Below are 17,106 nucleotides of genomic sequence, written 5' to 3' on the forward strand. Positions count from 1 at the left end.
CTGATGTCCCTGTAGGAGCTGCCGAAGGCTGCGATCTTTTGATTTTCAAGATCAAAAGATCGCAGCCTTCGGCAGCTCCTACACGTGTATCACGGGTATCCCCGATTTCACGGGTATCACGGGTATCACAGACATCGTGGTCAATGCGCCAGCCGATCCAGCGCCTCACCACTGCGCTTGAACCAGCCGATCAGATAATCCGCCAACACCTGCGTGCGCTTGGGCAATCCACCCTGATACGGGTGCACCAGGTACATCGGCATCCGCCGTGTCTGAAAATCGCGCAGCAGCCAGCGCAACCGGCCGTCAGCCAGTTCCGTTTGCAGCAGATACGACGGTAACCGTGCGATACCGGCGCCGGCCAGCGCGGCCTTTTTCAGCAGGTTGTAATGGTTGCTGGCGAACGGTCCCGACACCGGCACCCGCAGCAATTCGTGCTGCTGGTGATACAGCCATTCCTCGCGGCCACTGTAGTGGCTGTTGAGCAGGCAGCGGTGTTCGGCCAGCTCCTGCGGGGTCAGCGGTTCGCCGAACTGTTCTAGATAGGCCGGGCTGGCGCAGGTCATTTCCTGCCACGCCAGCAAGGGTTTGGCCACCAGGCGCTCATCATTGGCCACGTCGCTGCGAATCGCCAGGTCGAACCCATCGCGCGACAGGTCGCGATAGTTGTTGTTCAGTTCCAGCTCGATCTGTACTTCGGGATACTTCTGCGAGAACTCCAGCAGCAAGCCATCGAAAAACGTTTCGCCCAGTGACACGGGCACTGTCATCCGCACCGGCCCGGCCATGTCGTCTTTCAAACGCGCCAGCGCCTGACGTGCTCGCTCCACCTGCACCACCAGCGCCTGGGCTTGCGGCAACAATGCGGCGCCCGCCGCTGTCAGGCTCAAACGGCGCGTCGTGCGCTGCAGCAGCACCACGGAAAACTGCGCTTCCAACTGGCTGATGCGCTTGGACAACTGGCCCTTGCTGCAACCCAGTTGCTGCGCCGCCAGGGTAAAACTGCCGGCCTCGATCAACACCGCGAACGCCGCCAGATCATCCATCTCGCTCATGGATTGTTTCCATTTGAAAACCAAAGGTTGCCTATTAGTGCGCTTATCCGCAGAAAAAACCACTCTAGACTGAAACCTCATTCAACTCATTGAGGAACAGCCCATGAAGATTCTGTTGATCGGTGCCGCTGGCACCATCGGTTCGGCCGTGGATAAAGAGCTGAGCCAGCGTCACGACGTGATTCGCATCGGTCGCAGCAGCGGCGACTTCCAGGTGGACATCAGCGACAGCGCATCAATTCGCAAGCTGTTCGAGCAGACCGGCAAGTTCGACGCGCTGATCTGCGCCGCCGGTAACGTGACCTTCGCCCCACTCGGCGAGATGAACGCTGACAGCTTTGCCCTGGGCCTGAAAGACAAGCTGATGGGCCAGGTCAACCTGCTGCTGATCGGCCGCGAATACGCCAACGACGGTGCCTCGTTCACCTTCACCACCGGCGTGCTCAGCCACGACCCGATCCGTACCGGCGCCTCGGCGGCACTGGTCAACGGTGCGCTGGACAGCTTCGTCAAAGCCGCTGCCATTGAACTGCCGCGCGGTCTGAGGGTGAACTCGATCAGCCCGACCGTACTGCTGGAAGCGATGGGCAGTTACGCCCCGTACTTCCGTGGCTACAAGCCGGTTCCTGCGGCGGACGTGGCATTGGCCTATGCGAAAAGTGTCGAAGGCCTGCAAACCGGTCAGACTTTTCACGTCGGTTAAGAGCAAAAGATCGCAGCCTTCGGCAGCTCCTGCACAGGAATGCATGTCTCCATGTTGGAGCTGCCGCAGGCTGCGATCTTTTGCATTTGATGGTCAGCCTGCGTAACGTGGCGGCACTTGTCTGGAGAGCCGAAGATGCGTGTTGCCCGTTCGTTGATCGTTGTTGCCCTGCTGCCATTGTTCGCCGCCTGCCAATTGCTCGATGGCCCGCGTGAAAGCGCGTCCCACGTCGGGCAATCCCGGATGCAAGGGCAGTTGACGGCGGCCGACGGCAAACTGGTGTTTCAGCCGTGTGGCGAACAGCGTCAGTACGTGGTCAACGACATCGGCGGCACCAGCGTCCTGCAAGAGGCTGCGACCCTCGCCGATCAGCAGGGCAAACTGTTTGCCGATGTGCGCGGCAAGCTTGTCGGCGACCGCCTCGACCTCGGCCAGCTGTATCGCGTCGAGCGTTCCGGCACCGCCTGCGATGACCCCAATTTCAAGCTGTTGATCCTGCGTGCCGCCGGTCACGGTCCCGAGTGGAACGTCAAAGTCAGCGGCAAGGGCATGGTCATCGACCGCGAAGGCCAGCCGGCGCTGGCGGTACCGTATGTCGAAGAGCAACTGGGCGACGGCCGCTTCAACCTCAGCAGCGAAGCCAATAATCAGCGCATCGAGTTGTGGGTCGCGCCGCAACGCTGCGTCGACAGCAGCACCGGCAGCGTGCAGCACATGAGCGCCGAGCTGCGCATCGACGGCAAGGTCGAGCGTGGTTGCGGGTATTTCGGCGGTTCGCGTAACGACTGAGCGTTTTAGCCTCACCGGATCCGGCCTTTGCGGCTTATAATCGCGGCCTTCAAACGCCCTGGCGCAGTTGTGCGCCCCGCGAATCCGGATCCTCGCCATGTTACGAATCACCGAACTCAAGCTGCCAATCGACCATCCCGAAGAAGACCTGCGTGCCGCCATCGTGCAGCGTCTGGGCATCGCCAGCGATGATTTGCTCGATTTCACCTTGTTCAAGCGCAGCTACGATGCGCGCAAAAAGTCCTCCGAACTGTGCTTCATCTACACCATCGACCTCACTGTGCGCGACGAGGCCAAGGTGCTGGGCAAGTTCGCCGACGACCGTAACGTCAACGTGGCGCCGGATGTCAGCTACAAATTCGTCGGTCAGGCGCCGAGCGACCTGAGCCAGCGCCCGATCGTGGTCGGTTTCGGCCCGTGCGGGATTTTCGCCGGCCTGCTGCTGGCGCAGATGGGCTTCAAGCCGATCATCCTCGAACGCGGCACCGAAGTCCGCCAGCGCACCAAGGACACCTGGGGCCTGTGGCGCAAAAGCGTGCTCAACCCCGAGTCCAACGTGCAGTTCGGCGAAGGCGGCGCGGGCACGTTCTCCGACGGCAAGCTGTACAGCCAGATCAAGGATCCGAAGTTCCTTGGCCGCAAAGTCCTGCACGAGTTCGTCAAGGCCGGCGCGCCGGAAGAAATCCTCTACGTCAGCAAACCGCACATCGGTACGTTCCGTCTGACCGGCATGGTCGAGACCATGCGTGAAGAGATCCGCGCCCTGGGTGGCGAAGTACGCTTCCAGGAGCGCGTGACCGACGTGCTGATCGAAGACGGCCAACTGGTCGGCGTCGAGCTGGCGAGCGGTGAAACCCTGCATTCGAAACACGTGGTTCTGGCCCTCGGCCACAGCGCCCGCGACACCTTCCGCATGCTCCACAGCCGCGGCGTGTTCATGGAAGCCAAGCCGTTCTCGGTGGGTTTCCGCATCGAACACCCGCAGTCGCTGATCGACCGTGCGCGGCTGGGTAAATATGCCGGCCACCCGAAGCTGGGCGCTGCCGACTACAAACTGGTGCATCACGCCAAGAACGGCCGGTCGGTCTACAGCTTCTGCATGTGCCCGGGCGGCACCGTGGTGGCGGCGACCTCCGAACCGAACCGCGTGGTCACCAACGGCATGAGCCAGTACTCGCGTAACGAGCGCAACGCCAACTCCGGGATCGTCGTCGGCATCACCCCGGAAGTCGATTACCCGGGCGGCCCGCTGGCCGGTATCGAGCTGCAGGAGCGTCTGGAGTCCCACGCGTTCATCCTCGGCGGCAGCGACTACAAGGCCCCGGCGCAACTGGTCGGTGACTTCATCAACGGCACCCCGTCTACCGAACTGGGCGAAGTCGAGCCGTCGTATAAACCGGGCGTAGCCTTGGGCGACCTGGCCCTGGCGCTACCGGACTTTGCCATCGAAGCGATTCGGGAAGCGTTGCCGGCATTCGAGAAGCAGATTCGCGGCTACTCGCTGCACGATGCGGTGTTGACCGGCATCGAAACCCGCACCTCGTCGCCGCTGCGTATCACGCGCAACGAATCGTTGCAGAGCATGAACGTCAAAGGTCTGTTCCCGGCCGGTGAAGGTGCGGGTTATGCCGGCGGGATTCTGTCGGCGGGTGTGGACGGGATTCGGATTGCGGAAGCTGTGGCGCGGGACATTCTTGGTCTGGAAGCCTGATCAGCCAAATCTGCAAAACGCCCAACCCTGTGGGAGCTGGCTTGCCAGCGATGACGGACTCAGATTCGACATTGATGTTGACTGACAATCCGCTATCGCTGGCAAGCCAGCTCCCACAGTGGTTTTCGGTGTATCAGATATTCGCGCGCAGCACTGTGGTTGGCAGCGGCTCACCCCGTTCGGCACTCGCCGCCACCGCCGCAATCAACCCCTCCAGCTCATAGCCCTGCGCCTTTAGCCAGTCTTGATCGTAATAGGTGTCGGCATAACGCTCGCCGCCATCGCACAGAATCGCCACGATCGACCCCGACTCCCCCGCCGCTTTCATCTGTTGCGCCGCCATCAGCGCGCCGATCAGATTGTTGCCGCTCGACCCGCCGACATGCCGGCCCAGACGCTGCGCCAGATAATGCATGGCCGCCAGCGACAAGGCGTCCGGCACCTTGACCATCGCATCGATCACCTTCGGCAGGAATGAGGCCTCGACCCGTGGCCGGCCGATGCCTTCGATCCGTGAACCGCAGTCCAGACGCAGACTGGCGTCGCCAGTCTGGTAATAATCGAAGAACACCGAGCGCTCGGCGTCGGCACACAACACCCGGGTGCAATGCTGGCGATAACGCACGTAGCGGCCAAGGGTCGCGGTGGTGCCGCCGGTGCCGGGGCTGGAAATCAGCCAGCTCGGTTCCGGGTGCTTCTCGAAACGCATCTGCTGGAAGATCGACTCGGCGATGTTGTTGTTCGCCCGCCAGTCGGTGGCCCGCTCGGCGTAAGTGAACTGGTCGATGAAGTGGCCGCCATGCTCGCGGGCCAGGCGCTCGGACTCGGCATAAATCTGCGTCGGATCTTTCACCAGATGGCTCTGGCCACCGTAGAAAGCGATCTGCGCAATCTTCTCTTTCGAGGTGGTCGCCGGCATCACCGCAATGAACGGCAAACCGAGCATGCGCGCGAAATACGCTTCGGAAATCGCCGTCGAACCGCTGGACGCCTCGATCACCGGCGCGCCGGGCTTGAGCCAGCCGTTACACAACGCATACAGAAACAACGACCGCGCCAGACGGTGCTTGAGGCTGCCGGTGGGATGACTCGACTCGTCCTTGAAATACAACTCGATGCCTGCAAAACCCGGCAGCGGCAAGGGGATCAGATGGGTGTCGGCGCTGCGCTGGAAGTCCGCTTCGATGATGCGGATGGCTTCGCGGGCCCACTGGCGGTTGTCGCTCATGGTCATGCTCTCGTTGAGTCGGGCAGGAGTAGCCTTGTCACAGGCTCAGTCCCCCAGCATAGGAAAAAACCGGCAAGGCTCACAGATACAGCTGAGGCTCAATTCATCCACCAACTGCCAGGTTCTGGGACAAATAAGTATCAGGCTTTTGCAGTAATTGCGCAGAACCCATCTCCCCGTTCTTTGAACTGAAGCGGCCTGCTCGCCCCCCTGACAGACAAATAGCGAACAATCCGCACTTAATCAAAGATCCGTCCTACAGCCAGCATTTGTCCGCTTCGTTAACGTCGCATAGCCCTCTCGAAGGGTTGTCGATGGATGAACGAAGGACGCTCAGTGGCTCGCAACAAGGACATTCCCCGGGTCCCCAACCCGCCAGCGGGCGACGGTCATCACGTCACCTGGCGCTACATGACGGCCACTGAACTGGCCGAGCGCGAAGCCCGGCAGAACGCTTACGACGCCATGCTGGCGCGGCAGGAGGCCTTCGAGCGCAGCCGCGAGATGGCGGCCAAAAAGCCTGATCCGGTGCGCGCCGGATGCGTGTTCGCCAAATCCTGCAAATTGCCGGACGCGATCATCGACTACGTGAATCGTTCGGGGATGGTCCCCACCGACAGCCTGAAAGATTACGGAGATCTGGTCCTTCTCGGCGGCCGTGAAGCCGATGACAGCGGCGGCGTTCCACTCAAGAAAATCAGCGGCACTGCCATCCCGGCAGGCCTGGGCACCTTCGCCCTTGCGGGTGAGGCGTTCAAGGCATTGCCCGCCATCGCTTCCGCCGCCGTTGTGACCCCTTTGGTTGGGCTGGTGGCGTTGCTCATGCCATCGAATCTGGGCGACAGCGCCCTCTACACCGAAGACCAGTTGCTCGCCCTCAAACAGGCTCGAACCCGCGTGCGCCTACATGTCGAACAACAGGCCGACGGCAGCCTCAAGGGTTATGGTTTCTACACCGGCAAGAATCGCGACTGGGAAATGGTCGATGTCGCGCAGTTCACCGCACGTGATAACCGCTTTGTCGCAGACCTCGGCGAAGGCATCGAACTGATCTGGACGCCCGCCGTGGACGGCTCCGACATCCTCGGCATCCCCGCACTGGAGGCCGCTCCGCAGGCACCACATATCTGGGTGTACCCACCGACGAAAGCGGCGGACGGGATTCTGGTGAACCCGGTTTATCCGCCGGAGTATCGGGATTTCATTCTGGTCTTTCCGGCGGATTCGGGGGTAGCGCCGGTATACATCGTTCTGAATATTGCTGGGGATATCAAATATCATCCGGCCCCAAACTCCCTTACAGCCTTTCCTGAGGCCAAATCCGCACCAATGAAAACATCTGTTCGTGGGGGAGGAAAAAAACGCAGGCGATGGAAGGATCTATCAGGGAAAATTTATGAATGGGATTCCCAGCACGGCAAGGTTGAGTTGTACACCAAACAAGGAAAACACCTTGGAGAATATGACCCGAGAACCGGGGAACAGACCAAGCCTGCTGACCCCAAAAGGAGAGTAGAAAAGTGAAACATATAGTTGAGGTATTTGATCAAAAAACCGAGGTTTTACTCCTAAGCGTTGATATTGCCGAACATCATGAGGACGCGCTGAAGGTACTCATGAACTGGAAGCGACCGGAAGATGAGTTTGATGGGTACGACCTGTCTGAGGAACAGATTAATATTTTGGAAGACTGGACCGGGAAACAGCTATCAGGTGTAAATCGTATAGTTCAACTGGTATGCATCGAATGACATGTCGCTACCCAAAACTTAATCATACTGTCGATGCCTATGATAAAAATACGTCACTCCTTGTTTTCGAAATACCTGTTCCAGACGGGAAAATCGACCAGCTCAGAGCAATCATGAAGTGGACCGTGCCAGAAGACGAAATCTACGGCTACGATCTCGACCCCAAGCAAATAACACAACTCGAAGTTTTAATCGGCCGGCCATTTTACGATCCGGAATATGACTTTCAATTGAGCTGTTATGGAAGTGAGTAATACTGATTAGTCTTGACAAAAAAACCCCGACCAGTCACCTGATCGGGGTTTTCTTTTACCGCTCGTTTCCGCTTAGTGCGAAACGCGGCTGGTGCCACCGACGGTGGAGATGCGCACGCGCTCACCAACACGGAACACTTCGTTTTCCTGAACCTGTTGCACGTAGGCGCGCATGCTGCCGTCGTCTTCGCGCACAGTGATTTCCACGCCCTGGGTACGGGTCAGGCCTTCTTCGGTGGCCGAACCGATCAGGCCACCGGCCACGGCGCCGATGACCGCCGCAACGATGCTGCCCTTGCCGCCACCGATGGCGCTGCCGCCGACACCACCGACCACTGCGCCAGCAGCGCCGCCGATCGGGGTCTTGGTGCCTTCGATTTTCACCGGACGCAGGGATTCGATGGTGCCCATGCGAATCGTCTGCACACGACGCGCTTCGTCACGGGAATAGGAGTCACCGGTCAGGCTCGACTGGCAGCCGGTCAGCAACATCGCCATCGTGGAAAAGGAAGCAACCAGCAGAACAGACTTACGCATAGCATCAACTCCAAAAGTACATTTGCTCATTAAACCCCGCTGCTTGACGCCTGTCACGACACAGCCCGGATAAACTTGGTTTTATTCAGGCCCGGTACAGGCACCTGCAGACCCACCCAACAGTAGCGCCAAATCGTCCAATCCGCCCTGCCGACCCAAGGATTTTCATGGATTACCTGATCATTTTCGTCACCACCGTCGCCGGTCTGTACTTCCACGGATGGCTGTACGTGCGGATCAGACGCTGGATGGATCGTGATCTGGCGCTGTCCCTGGCAGGCAAGGATGAAGGCAAACGCGCCTTCATGCTGGAACGGCTGGCCGAGGCCCGCGCGCGGAAGATCAAGCGCCGGGACCTGCCGCAGTGGCTTGAGGCCGCTGCGGCAGGCTATCACGCTCGGTAGACTGCTTAAGGCGCCAGACGTTCAAGAATCCAGTTGGCGCCCTGCTGACGATAGTTCAGGCGATCGTGCAGACGACTTGGACGGCCTTGCCAGAACTCGATGCGCTCGGGCAGCAGACGATAACCGCCCCAGTGTTCCGGGCAATCCGGCTGTGTATCGCTGAAGCGCTGCTCGGTAGCCTTGAGCAGATCTTCCAGCTCGCCACGCCCGCTGATCACCCGGCTTTGCGGTGAGGCCCAGGCGCCGAGCCGACTGCCCAGCGGACGCACCTGATAATACGCGTCGGACTCTTGCGGGGTGACTTTGACCACCCGCCCTTCGATGCGCACCTGGCGCTCCAGGGTTGGCCAGAAAAACGTCATGGCCGCGAAAGGATTCGCCGCCAGATGCTGGCCCTTGGCGCTGTCGTAGTTGGTGAAAAAGGTGAAGCCCTGCGCGTCCAGGCCCTTGAGCAGCAGAATGCGACAATGCGGGCGACCGTCCGCATCGACCGTAGCCAGGGTCATGGCGTTGGCTTCCACTGGCGCCTGTTCGGTTTTCACCGCGTCGGCAAACCACTGGTGGAACAGCGCAAAGGGTTCGGCCGGGGCTTGCGCCTCGGTCAGACCGTCCCGGGTGTAATCACGACGCATATCTGCCAGAGCCTGGGTCATGGCGCATTCCTTTTCGTTAGCGGATCACTGCTTGGAAGTATCGCTGGCGGCGACTTTCTTGTCTGTGGTCGCCGCTTTGGCCGGAGCGGTTTTCTTGGCAGGCGTTTTTGCCGGTGCCTTGGTCGCTGCTTTCTTCGCAGGTGCCTTGGCGGCGGCTTTCTTCGCTGGAGCCTTTTTGGTTGCAGGTACAGCAGCCTTCGAAGCGGCCGGCGCCGGGGTGACCGGTTTGGCTGCAGGCTTGACGTCCTGTGCGGCAAGCATCGTGGTCGGTGCCGGCGCCGGCATGTTGTACTTGCTCAACAGCGCAACCATGGTGTTCTGCGGGGTCACCAGCAGCTCGACACGACGGTTCAGGGCACGGCCTTCGGCGCTGTCGTTGGCGGCACGCGGGGCATCGCCACCCATGCCGCGCAGCATCAGGCGATCGCGCTGCAAGCCGCTCAGGCGGAAGATCGCCGCCACGGACTGGGCGCGCTCCTGGCTGAGTTTGACGTTGGCTGGCGCGGCGCCGGTGTTGTCGCTGTGACCGAGCACCAGCACTGCGGTTTTCGGATCAGCTTCGAGGATTTTCGCGACATTGGTGAACGGGCTGAGGGTCACCGGCAGCAGCATGGCCGGACGCTTCGGGTTGAACGAGCCTTCAACCGGCGCGATCACCACCAGCACATTGTCACGGCGCTCGAGTTGCAGGTTGCTGTCCTTGATTGCCGCACGCAGGCGTGGCTCGTAGTCATCCAGCCAGGCTTGGGTGACTTTCGGGTCAGGCATCGGCACCACTTTGGCAGTCGACTGATCCTTGCCGCCAAACGGCCACCACCACTTGGTGCCGGTGTCGGCATCGGCCTTGACCACTGCCGCCGGTTTGGCTTCTGGTTTGACTTCGGGTTTCACATCGGCCTTGGCGGTCGAGTCATCGGAACCGCCGAACGGCCAGTACCAGTGGCTGCTGCTTTCAGTCTTGGCCACCGGTGCGGTAGCGGCAGGTTTGAGCGGCGCCGGGGCTGTGGCAGGAGCCGGGGCCGGCTCTTTGGCCGCTACTTTGTCGGAGGATCCGAACGGCCACCAGCTGCCGCCATCCGCATCGTTTTTAGGAGTCTGTGCGCAACCGGTGATCGCAACACACAGGGCCAGGGCGAGAGTTTTTTTGGATGACATTGAAAATCCACAAAGTGAAGTAATGAAAAATCAGAGCTCTTTTGCCCGGATAAACAGACGCTTTGAATCGAAAAACCGGATCTGGTTCCAACCCTGGAACCTCATGTAACGCTTTACAGACAAGTGGCAAGTACCCGCGCCAGTTGCTGCGCGCGCGGATCCATCAAGACGTACGGCCCAAGGGTATTTGTCACAAAACCGAACGCGACATCGTGCTCAGGATCAGCAAACCCCACTGAACCACCCGCACCCGGATGACCGAATGCACGTGGGCCGAGGCCGTAAGTGGCATTCGCCATGTCCGGCTGATCGAGCATGCAGCCCAGGCCGAAACGGGTACGGGTCAGCAGGGTCTTGTCCTCGCCGTAGCTGTGTTCGCGGGTCAGCTCTTCAAGCATTTCGCTTTCGAGCAGGCTGCCGTCAAGCAAACCGGTGTAGAAACCGGCCAGACTGCGTGCGTTGCCGTGACCGTTGGCGGCGGGCTGCTGCATGCGGCGCCATTCCGGTTTGTTGGTGCTGGTAAGCACCGACGGCGGATTGGTGAAGGCGCGAGTGGTCATGGCGGTCGGTTCGCGCATGGTCACTTGCAACAGGCGCTGGGCCGCGGCGTCGCCGACGTTGCCCTTGCCCCGTGCGATATGCGCCACGCGGTGAAACTCTTCGTCAGCCAGGCCGACGTGGAAATCCAGCCCCAGCGGCTTGGCGACACGGGCGACGATCGACTCGCCCGGCCCGCGACCGTCAGCGCGACGCAGCAACTCCCCGACCAGCCAGCCATAGGTGATGGCGGCATAGCCGTGGCCGGTGCCCGGCGTCCACCACGGCGCTTCGGCCGCAAGGGCATCGACCATGGTCTGCCATTCGTAGAGGGCGGCGGGCGCCAGCAACTCGCGCAGGGCCGGCAGACCGGCCTGATGGCAGAGCAATTGGCGCAGGGTGATTGTTTCTTTACCGGCGGCTGCAAATTCCGGCCAGTAGCGGGCAACCGGTGCATCCAGTTGCAGTTTGCCTTCGGCCACCAATTGCAATGCGGTGACCGCGGTAAAGGTCTTGGTGCAGGAAAACAGGTTGGCGATGGTGTCGCTGTGCCAGGCCTCGGTGCCGTCCTTGTCGGCGGTACCGGACCAGAGGTCGAGGACGGTTTCTCCGCCGACCTTGATGCACAGGGCTGCGCCGCGTTCCTGGGAATCGTCGAACAGTGCCGCGAATGCCTCGCGCACCGCTTCGAATTGAAGCTCGTAATGTCCCTGAATCTGCACCCGCAACTCCCCCGCGAAAACGCTCTACAAAGTGGCCCGCATTGTTCCAGCCCTTGAGGGATTTGGGAACAGCTGCGGGCCGGGTGGTCATTTCAAAGCAAAATCAAAAGATCGCAGCCTGCGGCAGCTCCTACAAAATCACATTCCCTGTAGGAGCTGCCGAAGGCTGCGATCTTTAAGGCATCAAACCTTAATGGCCATTCCCCGAATGCCCGCCCGCATGCCCGGCCCCCGGGCCTTTGCCGGCTTCACCCTTGCGCCCGCCTTCGGCCTCATGACCAACAGCGGCGGCAGCTTTCTCAGCCTCCTTGCCCAACTGATCAACCGCTTGCAGATTGCTCTTGCGCACCGCCTCGACAAAGCCCTGATACGGCAGATCGGTAATCCCCACCAGACCAAAGTGCCCGTTCTCGCCATCGAGCAGACGCCCGGTCACCGGTTGATCCAGGTACTGGAACCAGTGCACGCCGACAATCGACGGCTCGCTCAGTGCCTGCTTGAGGAAGTTGGCGTAAGCCGGGCCACGGTCTTCTTCCTTCGCCAGTTGCGTCACGCCACCCCAGAACGGGCCACGATCACTGGAGCCGAAGTTGAATTCGGTGATCAGCACCGGTTTGTCGAGGGCACGCAGGGCGGCGAAGTCGTAGCCGTCCTGCGGTTTCAGCGTGTACATGTTGAAGCTCAGCACATCGCAATACTGCGCGCAGGAGGCCACCGCTTCCGGGGTGCTGGTGGCGAAACGGCCACCGAGCAGCAACTGATTCGGCGCGTGCCATTTCAGCGAATCGGAGATGGTCTTGAAGTAGGTGTCGGCGAACACCTTCTGGAAGTATTTGAAGTCGTTTTCGATCTCCGGGTGCTCCGGATTCGGCATTGGCGGCACAAACCCCGGATCCTCCATCAACTCCCACGCCGGCAAATCAATGCCCCACGCTTTCGACAGGCCTTCCTGGTTGCGGTACTTGTCGCGCAGTTGCTTGAGGAACGCGCGCTTGGCCGGCACGTCGGTGGTCATTTTCAGCGTGCCGTAGGCCAAGGCATAGCGCGATTGCGGATCATCGCCCGGACCGGCCCAGGCCAATTCGTTGTCGGCGTAGTAACCGATCAGCCATGGATCATCGCGGTGATCGCGGGCGGCGATGGCCACGGCACGCTCGGTGGCCATGGCGAAACGCGGGTCGAACGGGTCAGGCATGCCGCCCCACCAGTCGCTGCCGGTGCTGATGCTGGTGTAGTCGCCGACGATCGACAGCGGCAAGGTGTACGGCACCCGCTCGGCGTTGGCGAGCGAGTCGGCACTCCAGTTGCCGACCGTGTTGAAACCCCAGGCCTGCAAGCGATCGAGAGTGTGCGCAGCCCACTTCTGTTCATCGACCGTGGCTTTGCATGGAGCGGCGTTCGCCGGTTCGGTTTGCGCCGGTGCTGCGCAAGGTTCGCCATACAGGCGTTGCAGGTTGGCACCATAGAAATCGTACCAGCGCCCGTTGCCATAGCCGCGGCCCTGATCGGCGCCGTTGCCGCCACGGTTGTCGCCTTCGCCGAAATGACTGGCAAGTGGTTCGTCAGGCTTGGGCAGGGATTCGAACATCCACTCACGTCCGGCCACGTAGGTCTGGTTGACCTGCGGGCTGACGGTGTTGACCCCCAGCGAATAGAACGGATGCCCTTCCGGCGTTACCAGATACCAGCGACCGTCACGCTTTTCGGTGCGGAAAAAACCGCTGGCCTTGAACGCCGGGCCTTTGCTCCAGCCACCGAACTTGTCCAGCGAGGACTTTTCGCGCTCGGCCAGCCAGGTCTTCAGCTGTTGCTGTTCCTTGGCGGCGGCGGATTTCAGTTGTTCATCGTTGCTGATTTTTTCCGGCCATTTGCTGCGGGTCGATTGACCGTAGGCGTCCACCAGATTGCCGTAAACGGCCTGGGTCACGGCATCGCCATCCTGCACGCCGAATCGCTCGAGCAGCAGGCTCTGCGCGGCTTTCAGCTGATCCATCCACAGGCTCACCGACACCACTTGGCTGCGATCCAGTTCACCGCTGCTGCTGGCCAGCAGAATCCGCTGGCCATCGACGGTCATCGGCATCGGCGGCCCGGCCTTCATGCCCTGGCTCAGTGGCGAGGTCGCCACCAACGGCACCAGCAGGGTTTGCGCGGGGCCGGCCGGCAGGTCCACGCGGCTGGTCAGGGTCTGGCCGTTGTTGCTCTGGATTTGCACGTAGACCGTCACGGCCCAGTTCATCGCGCTCTGCAGACGCAGGCTCATCATGCCCGACTGCGACCAGTCCCAGGCGCCAGTCTGCGGAGTCAGGCGCAAGGTTGGGCGGGCTACCGGGTTGAACGTCACCCGGCGCAGCACTTCACCTTCCGGGGTCTGCTCGGCGTTGGCTTGTGGCAGGTCAGTGTTTTCGGTGACGACTTTCACCACGTCGGCAGGACGGACGAAGTTGAACAGGGTCTGCTGACCCGCAGGCGCCGCCAGTAACGGGGCAGCGAAAATCAAGGCGAATACGGCAGGCAACGAACGGCGAATCATAAGAACGGAGTTCTCCCTAACGACCAACTAAGGCCAATGGAAAAGCATGGCAGAGAGATAGACAGCGCGGCGGGCAAAACTGCCCACCGTTGTCTCAGGATATTTCACGACGGAATGGCGGCAACGCATTGAGGATCGCCTTGCCGTAGCGCTGGGTGACCAGGCGCCGATCAAGCAAGGTGATGGTGCCGCGGTCCTCTTCGGTACGCAGCAGACGCCCGCAGGCCTGGACCAGCTTCAACGAGGCGTCGGGCACCGAGATTTCCATGAACGGATTGCCGCCACGGGCCTCGATCCACTCCGACAGTGCGGCCTCGACCGGATCGTCCGGCACCGAGAACGGGATCTTGGCGATCACCACGTGCTCGCAGTAGGCGCCCGGCAAGTCCACGCCTTCAGCGAAACTGGCGAGGCCGAACAGCACGCTGGAATCGCCGCCATCGACCCGCGCCTTGTGCTTGTTCAGGGTTTCCTGTTTCGACAGGTTGCCTTGAATGAACACCTGCTTGCGCCAGTCACGGTCGAGGCCGTCGAACACGTCCTGCATCTGTTTGCGCGAAGAGAACAGCACCAGCGTGCCGCGCGAGCCTTCGACCAGATCCGGCAACTCACGGATGATCGCCGCGGTGTGAGCAGCGGCGTCGCGCGGGTCGGCCTTCAGGTCCGGCACCCGCAGCACACCGGCGTCGGCGTGATGGAACGGGCTTGGCACCACGGCAGTGACAGCTTTCTTCGGCAGACCGGCGCGCATGCGGAAACGGTCGAAAGTGCCCAGTGCAGTCAAGGTAGCCGACGTCACCAGACAGCCGTAAGCCACGTTCCACAGGCTACGACGCAGGGTTTCGGCAGCAAGAATCGGGCTGGCGTTGACCTCGATGTCGAACAGCGAACCGCTTTCCGCCAGGGTCAGCCAACGCGCCATCGGCGGGCTGTCTTCCGGGTCTTCGGCGGTGAACGCGGTCCACAACTCCCAGTTGCCCGACGCCCGGGACAACAGGCTGCCGAACAGCGGATACCACTCCTCGGCCTGATTGCTGGCGATGCCGATGTTGACCTCGCCGTCCATGCCTTCCTTGAGCAGGTCGGTCAGACGGGTGAACAGATCGTTGAGCCGCGAGTAGCCCTTCTTCAGCTCGATGCCCATTTCGCGCATGTGCTCGGGAATCACCCCGCCGACGAAACGATGGCGGGGCCGCTCGCGACCTTCGACGTCTTCGCCGGGTTTGAAATCGGCAATCTGCTCGCACGCGGTGAACATGAATTGCTGCTGGGTCTTGATCTCCCGCGCCAGCTCAGGCACTTGCTCGATCAGCTTGCCGAGATCCCCCGGCAACGGATGCTGGGCCAGCAGTTTGGTGAGGTTCTTGGCGGTGGTTTCCAGCCAGTCGGCAGTGGAACGCAGACGCGTGTAGTGGGCGAAGTGGCCGATGGCCTTGTCCGGGAGGTGATGGCCTTCGTCGAATACGTAAATGGTGTCACGCGGATCCGGTAGTACCGCGCCGCCGCCCAAAGCGAGGTCAGCCAGCACCATGTCGTGGTTGGTGACGATCACGTCGACCTTGCCCATGCCTTCGCGCGCCTTGTAGAAGGCGCACTGGCCGAAGTTGGGGCAGTGGCGATTGGTGCACTGGCTGTGATCGGTGGTCAGCCGTGCCCAGTCGGCGTCTTCCAGGGCGTTGGGCCAGCTGTCGCGGTCGCCGTCCCATTTATTGCCGGCGAGTTTCTCGATCATGCTGGTGAACAGCTTTTGACTGGCCTCATCAACCTCGATCTTGAAGCCTTCTTCTTCGAACAACTGGGCAGTGGCGGTCTGCGCGTGACCTTCCTGCAGCAGCATGTCGAGCTTGGACAGGCACATGTAGCGGCCACGGCCCTTGGCCAGCGCAAAGCTGAAATTCAGCCCGCTGTTGCGCATCAGGTCGGGCAAGTCCTTGTAGACGATCTGCTCTTGCAGGGCCACGGTGGCGGTGGCGATCACCAGACGTTTGCCGGCCTGCTTCGCCGTCGGAATCGCGGCCAGGCTGTAGGCCACGGTCTTGCCGGTACCGGTGCCGGCTTCCACCGCGACAATCGCGGGGTCGCCACTGCGCCGGCCTTCGTCGTCGGTGTCGATATCCCCGAGGACTTTGGCGACTTCGGCGATCATCAGGCGCTGGCCGTAACGCGGCTTGAGGCTCTTGGCTTCAAGAAAACGCGAATAGGCGCCCTGGATCGTGGTTTTGAGTTCAGTGCTGATCATTGATTGTCGGGCGCAAAAAACGCTGGATAAATTTTCAGTGGTTTCGGATGGCGGCTATCATACCCCGCTAATCAATCCCGCGCAGAACGGAGTGCCCCAATGACACCTTTTAGCCTCGTTTATCCGCTGCATGTCCTGTCCGCCCTGGTCTGGGTCGGCGGCATGTTTTTCGCCTGGATGGTCCTGCGCCCCGCGGCTGTAAAGGCGCTCGACGGCCCCGCCCGCCTGACCTTGTGGGTGGAAGTGTTTCAAGGTTTTTTCCGCTGGGTCTGGGTCGCGGTGATCCTGCTGCCGATCAGCGGCGTGGGCATGTTGCATTTGCAGCAGGTCGGTTTCGAGACCGCGCCGAAGTACGTGCAGGTGATGATCGGGCTGTATGTGGTGATGACCGCACTGTTCATCCGGATTCAGGGCTTGATGCTGCCGGAGTTGCGCAAAGCGGTGGAGGCGAAAGACTGGCCGGCAGGTGCGGCGGTGCTGGGGCGGATTCGCCGGGTGGTGGGAATCAACCTGATTGTCGGGTTGGTGCTGGTGGCAATTGCCGCGGCGCGACCGATGTTCTGACCCACAGACGACCAACACTTTTTGTGGCGAGGGAGCTTGCTCCCGCCGGGCTGCGCAGCAGCCCCAAATCAACGGACGCGTTCAATCTGATGGAGCGCGGTATCCGGGGTGGGGCCGCTACGCGACCCAGCGGGAGCAAGCTCCCTCGCCACAATTGTGAGTAGCGCTGTTATTTACAGGCGCTGTACGGTCACCGCACCCGCGGCCCCCACCGGCCCAGGCTGACGATTCGTGCTGGTGGCGATTGCCGCAGCTCGACCGATGTTCTGAG

At 61.2% G+C, this 17,106-nt stretch carries 16 protein-coding genes; 8 read left to right on the top strand and 8 right to left on the bottom strand.

The genetic code is table 11. The features are described 5' to 3' along the window. Window positions 1–140: 140 nt before the first annotated feature. Window positions 141–1,055, bottom strand: coding sequence for a LysR family transcriptional regulator (locus ACU680_RS07800; protein ID WP_448179150.1), 915 nt, complete (start codon window positions 1,053–1,055; stop codon window positions 141–143). A 103-nt stretch (window positions 1,056–1,158) separates the two neighbouring features. On the opposite strand from ACU680_RS07800, the gene ACU680_RS07805 reads away from it, so the two are divergent. From ACU680_RS07805 to ACU680_RS07815, 3 genes are all read left to right on the top strand, one after another. Continuing rightward, window positions 1,159–1,758 (top strand): short chain dehydrogenase, encoded by a 600-nt coding sequence (locus ACU680_RS07805; protein WP_367083498.1) that lies wholly within the window; start codon window positions 1,159–1,161, stop codon window positions 1,756–1,758. A gap of 135 nt (window positions 1,759–1,893) precedes the next feature. Then, window positions 1,894–2,547 carry a COG3650 family protein gene (locus ACU680_RS07810; RefSeq protein ID WP_007969466.1) on the top strand — a complete coding sequence of 218 codons (654 nt, stop codon included), beginning with the start codon at window positions 1,894–1,896 and terminating at the stop codon, window positions 2,545–2,547. Window positions 2,548–2,644: 97 nt separating this feature from the next. Continuing rightward, window positions 2,645–4,258, top strand: coding sequence for an NAD(P)/FAD-dependent oxidoreductase (locus ACU680_RS07815; protein ID WP_003222357.1), 1,614 nt, complete (start codon window positions 2,645–2,647; stop codon window positions 4,256–4,258). A 133-nt stretch (window positions 4,259–4,391) separates the two neighbouring features. Here the strand turns inward: ACU680_RS07815 and ACU680_RS07820 are convergent, their stop codons facing one another. After that, window positions 4,392–5,486 (bottom strand): PLP-dependent cysteine synthase family protein, encoded by a 1,095-nt coding sequence (locus ACU680_RS07820; protein ID WP_448179151.1) that lies wholly within the window; start codon window positions 5,484–5,486, stop codon window positions 4,392–4,394. 336 nt (window positions 5,487–5,822) lie between these two features. On the opposite strand from ACU680_RS07820, the gene ACU680_RS07825 reads away from it, so the two are divergent. From ACU680_RS07825 to ACU680_RS07835, 3 genes are read left to right on the top strand one after another with little or no spacing between them, the layout of a single operon-like run. Further along, a complete protein-coding gene (locus tag ACU680_RS07825) occupies window positions 5,823–7,010 on the top strand; it encodes a colicin E3/pyocin S6 family cytotoxin (protein ID WP_448179414.1) in 1,188 nt (395 codons plus the stop codon). Beyond that, window positions 7,007–7,237 carry a DUF7683 domain-containing protein gene (locus tag ACU680_RS07830; RefSeq protein WP_448179152.1) on the top strand — a complete coding sequence of 77 codons (231 nt, stop codon included), beginning with the start codon at window positions 7,007–7,009 and terminating at the stop codon, window positions 7,235–7,237. Before ACU680_RS07825 ends, ACU680_RS07830 begins: the two co-directional genes overlap by 4 nt. Next, the gene (locus ACU680_RS07835) at window positions 7,234–7,491 is read left to right on the top strand and encodes a DUF7683 domain-containing protein (RefSeq protein ID WP_448179153.1); all 258 of its coding nucleotides are present in this window, start codon (window positions 7,234–7,236) and stop codon (window positions 7,489–7,491) included. Before ACU680_RS07830 ends, ACU680_RS07835 begins: the two co-directional genes overlap by 4 nt. A 72-nt stretch (window positions 7,492–7,563) precedes the next feature. Here ACU680_RS07835 and ACU680_RS07840 read toward each other — a convergent pair whose 3' ends face one another. Next, window positions 7,564–8,028 carry an outer membrane lipoprotein gene (locus ACU680_RS07840; RefSeq protein WP_007969461.1) on the bottom strand — a complete coding sequence of 155 codons (465 nt, stop codon included), beginning with the start codon at window positions 8,026–8,028 and terminating at the stop codon, window positions 7,564–7,566. 167 nt (window positions 8,029–8,195) lie between these two features. Between ACU680_RS07840 and ACU680_RS07845 the strand changes: the two genes are divergently transcribed. Next, window positions 8,196–8,432, top strand: coding sequence for a hypothetical protein (locus ACU680_RS07845; protein WP_448179154.1), 237 nt, complete (start codon window positions 8,196–8,198; stop codon window positions 8,430–8,432). A gap of 5 nt (window positions 8,433–8,437) precedes the next feature. Here ACU680_RS07845 and pdxH read toward each other — a convergent pair whose 3' ends face one another. From pdxH to dinG, 5 genes are all read right to left on the bottom strand, one after another. After that, entirely contained in the window at window positions 8,438–9,085 is a 648-nt protein-coding gene (pdxH, locus tag ACU680_RS07850; protein ID WP_448179155.1) for a pyridoxamine 5'-phosphate oxidase, read from the bottom strand. 24 nt (window positions 9,086–9,109) lie between these two features. Then, window positions 9,110–10,240: an OmpA family protein gene (locus ACU680_RS07855; RefSeq protein WP_448179156.1), complete on the bottom strand. Its 1,131-nt coding sequence runs from the start codon at window positions 10,238–10,240 to the stop codon at window positions 9,110–9,112. A 113-nt stretch (window positions 10,241–10,353) separates the two neighbouring features. Further along, window positions 10,354–11,499, bottom strand: coding sequence for a serine hydrolase domain-containing protein (locus ACU680_RS07860; protein WP_448179157.1), 1,146 nt, complete (start codon window positions 11,497–11,499; stop codon window positions 10,354–10,356). Between the two features lie 190 nt (window positions 11,500–11,689). After that, on the bottom strand, window positions 11,690–14,032 hold the full coding sequence (locus ACU680_RS07865) for a beta-galactosidase (protein ID WP_448179158.1): 2,343 nt from the start codon (window positions 14,030–14,032) through the stop codon (window positions 11,690–11,692). Between the two features lie 94 nt (window positions 14,033–14,126). Beyond that, window positions 14,127–16,271: an ATP-dependent DNA helicase DinG gene (gene dinG / locus ACU680_RS07870; RefSeq protein ID WP_448179159.1), complete on the bottom strand. Its 2,145-nt coding sequence runs from the start codon at window positions 16,269–16,271 to the stop codon at window positions 14,127–14,129. Between the two features lie 99 nt (window positions 16,272–16,370). On the opposite strand from dinG, the gene ACU680_RS07875 reads away from it, so the two are divergent. Then, complete coding sequence (locus tag ACU680_RS07875) at window positions 16,371–16,835, top strand: DUF2269 family protein (protein ID WP_095138445.1); 465 nt, start codon at window positions 16,371–16,373, stop codon at window positions 16,833–16,835. Window positions 16,836–17,106: the final 271 nt, after the last annotated feature.

The organism is Pseudomonas sp. LF020 (genome assembly GCF_053456425.1).

Excerpts from the sequence above, each read along its gene's own strand:
- ACU680_RS07805 (WP_367083498.1), top strand. The coding sequence starts at position 1,159 with ATGAAGATTCTGTTGATCGGTGCCGCTGGCACCATCGGTTCGGCCGTG.
- ACU680_RS07835 (WP_448179153.1), top strand. The coding sequence starts at position 7,234 with ATGACATGTCGCTACCCAAAACTTAATCATACTGTCGATGCCTATGAT.
- ACU680_RS07875 (WP_095138445.1), top strand. The coding sequence starts at position 16,371 with ATGACACCTTTTAGCCTCGTTTATCCGCTGCATGTCCTGTCCGCCCTG.
- ACU680_RS07800 (WP_448179150.1), bottom strand. The coding sequence starts at position 1,055 with ATGAGCGAGATGGATGATCTGGCGGCGTTCGCGGTGTTGATCGAGGCC.
- ACU680_RS07845 (WP_448179154.1), top strand. The coding sequence starts at position 8,196 with ATGGATTACCTGATCATTTTCGTCACCACCGTCGCCGGTCTGTACTTC.
- pdxH (WP_448179155.1), bottom strand. The coding sequence starts at position 9,085 with ATGACCCAGGCTCTGGCAGATATGCGTCGTGATTACACCCGGGACGGT.
- ACU680_RS07865 (WP_448179158.1), bottom strand. The coding sequence starts at position 14,032 with ATGATTCGCCGTTCGTTGCCTGCCGTATTCGCCTTGATTTTCGCTGCC.
- ACU680_RS07810 (WP_007969466.1), top strand. The coding sequence starts at position 1,894 with ATGCGTGTTGCCCGTTCGTTGATCGTTGTTGCCCTGCTGCCATTGTTC.
- ACU680_RS07820 (WP_448179151.1), bottom strand. The coding sequence starts at position 5,486 with ATGAGCGACAACCGCCAGTGGGCCCGCGAAGCCATCCGCATCATCGAA.
- ACU680_RS07855 (WP_448179156.1), bottom strand. The coding sequence starts at position 10,240 with ATGTCATCCAAAAAAACTCTCGCCCTGGCCCTGTGTGTTGCGATCACC.
- dinG (WP_448179159.1), bottom strand. The coding sequence starts at position 16,271 with ATGATCAGCACTGAACTCAAAACCACGATCCAGGGCGCCTATTCGCGT.
- ACU680_RS07815 (WP_003222357.1), top strand. The coding sequence starts at position 2,645 with ATGTTACGAATCACCGAACTCAAGCTGCCAATCGACCATCCCGAAGAA.
- ACU680_RS07840 (WP_007969461.1), bottom strand. The coding sequence starts at position 8,028 with ATGCGTAAGTCTGTTCTGCTGGTTGCTTCCTTTTCCACGATGGCGATG.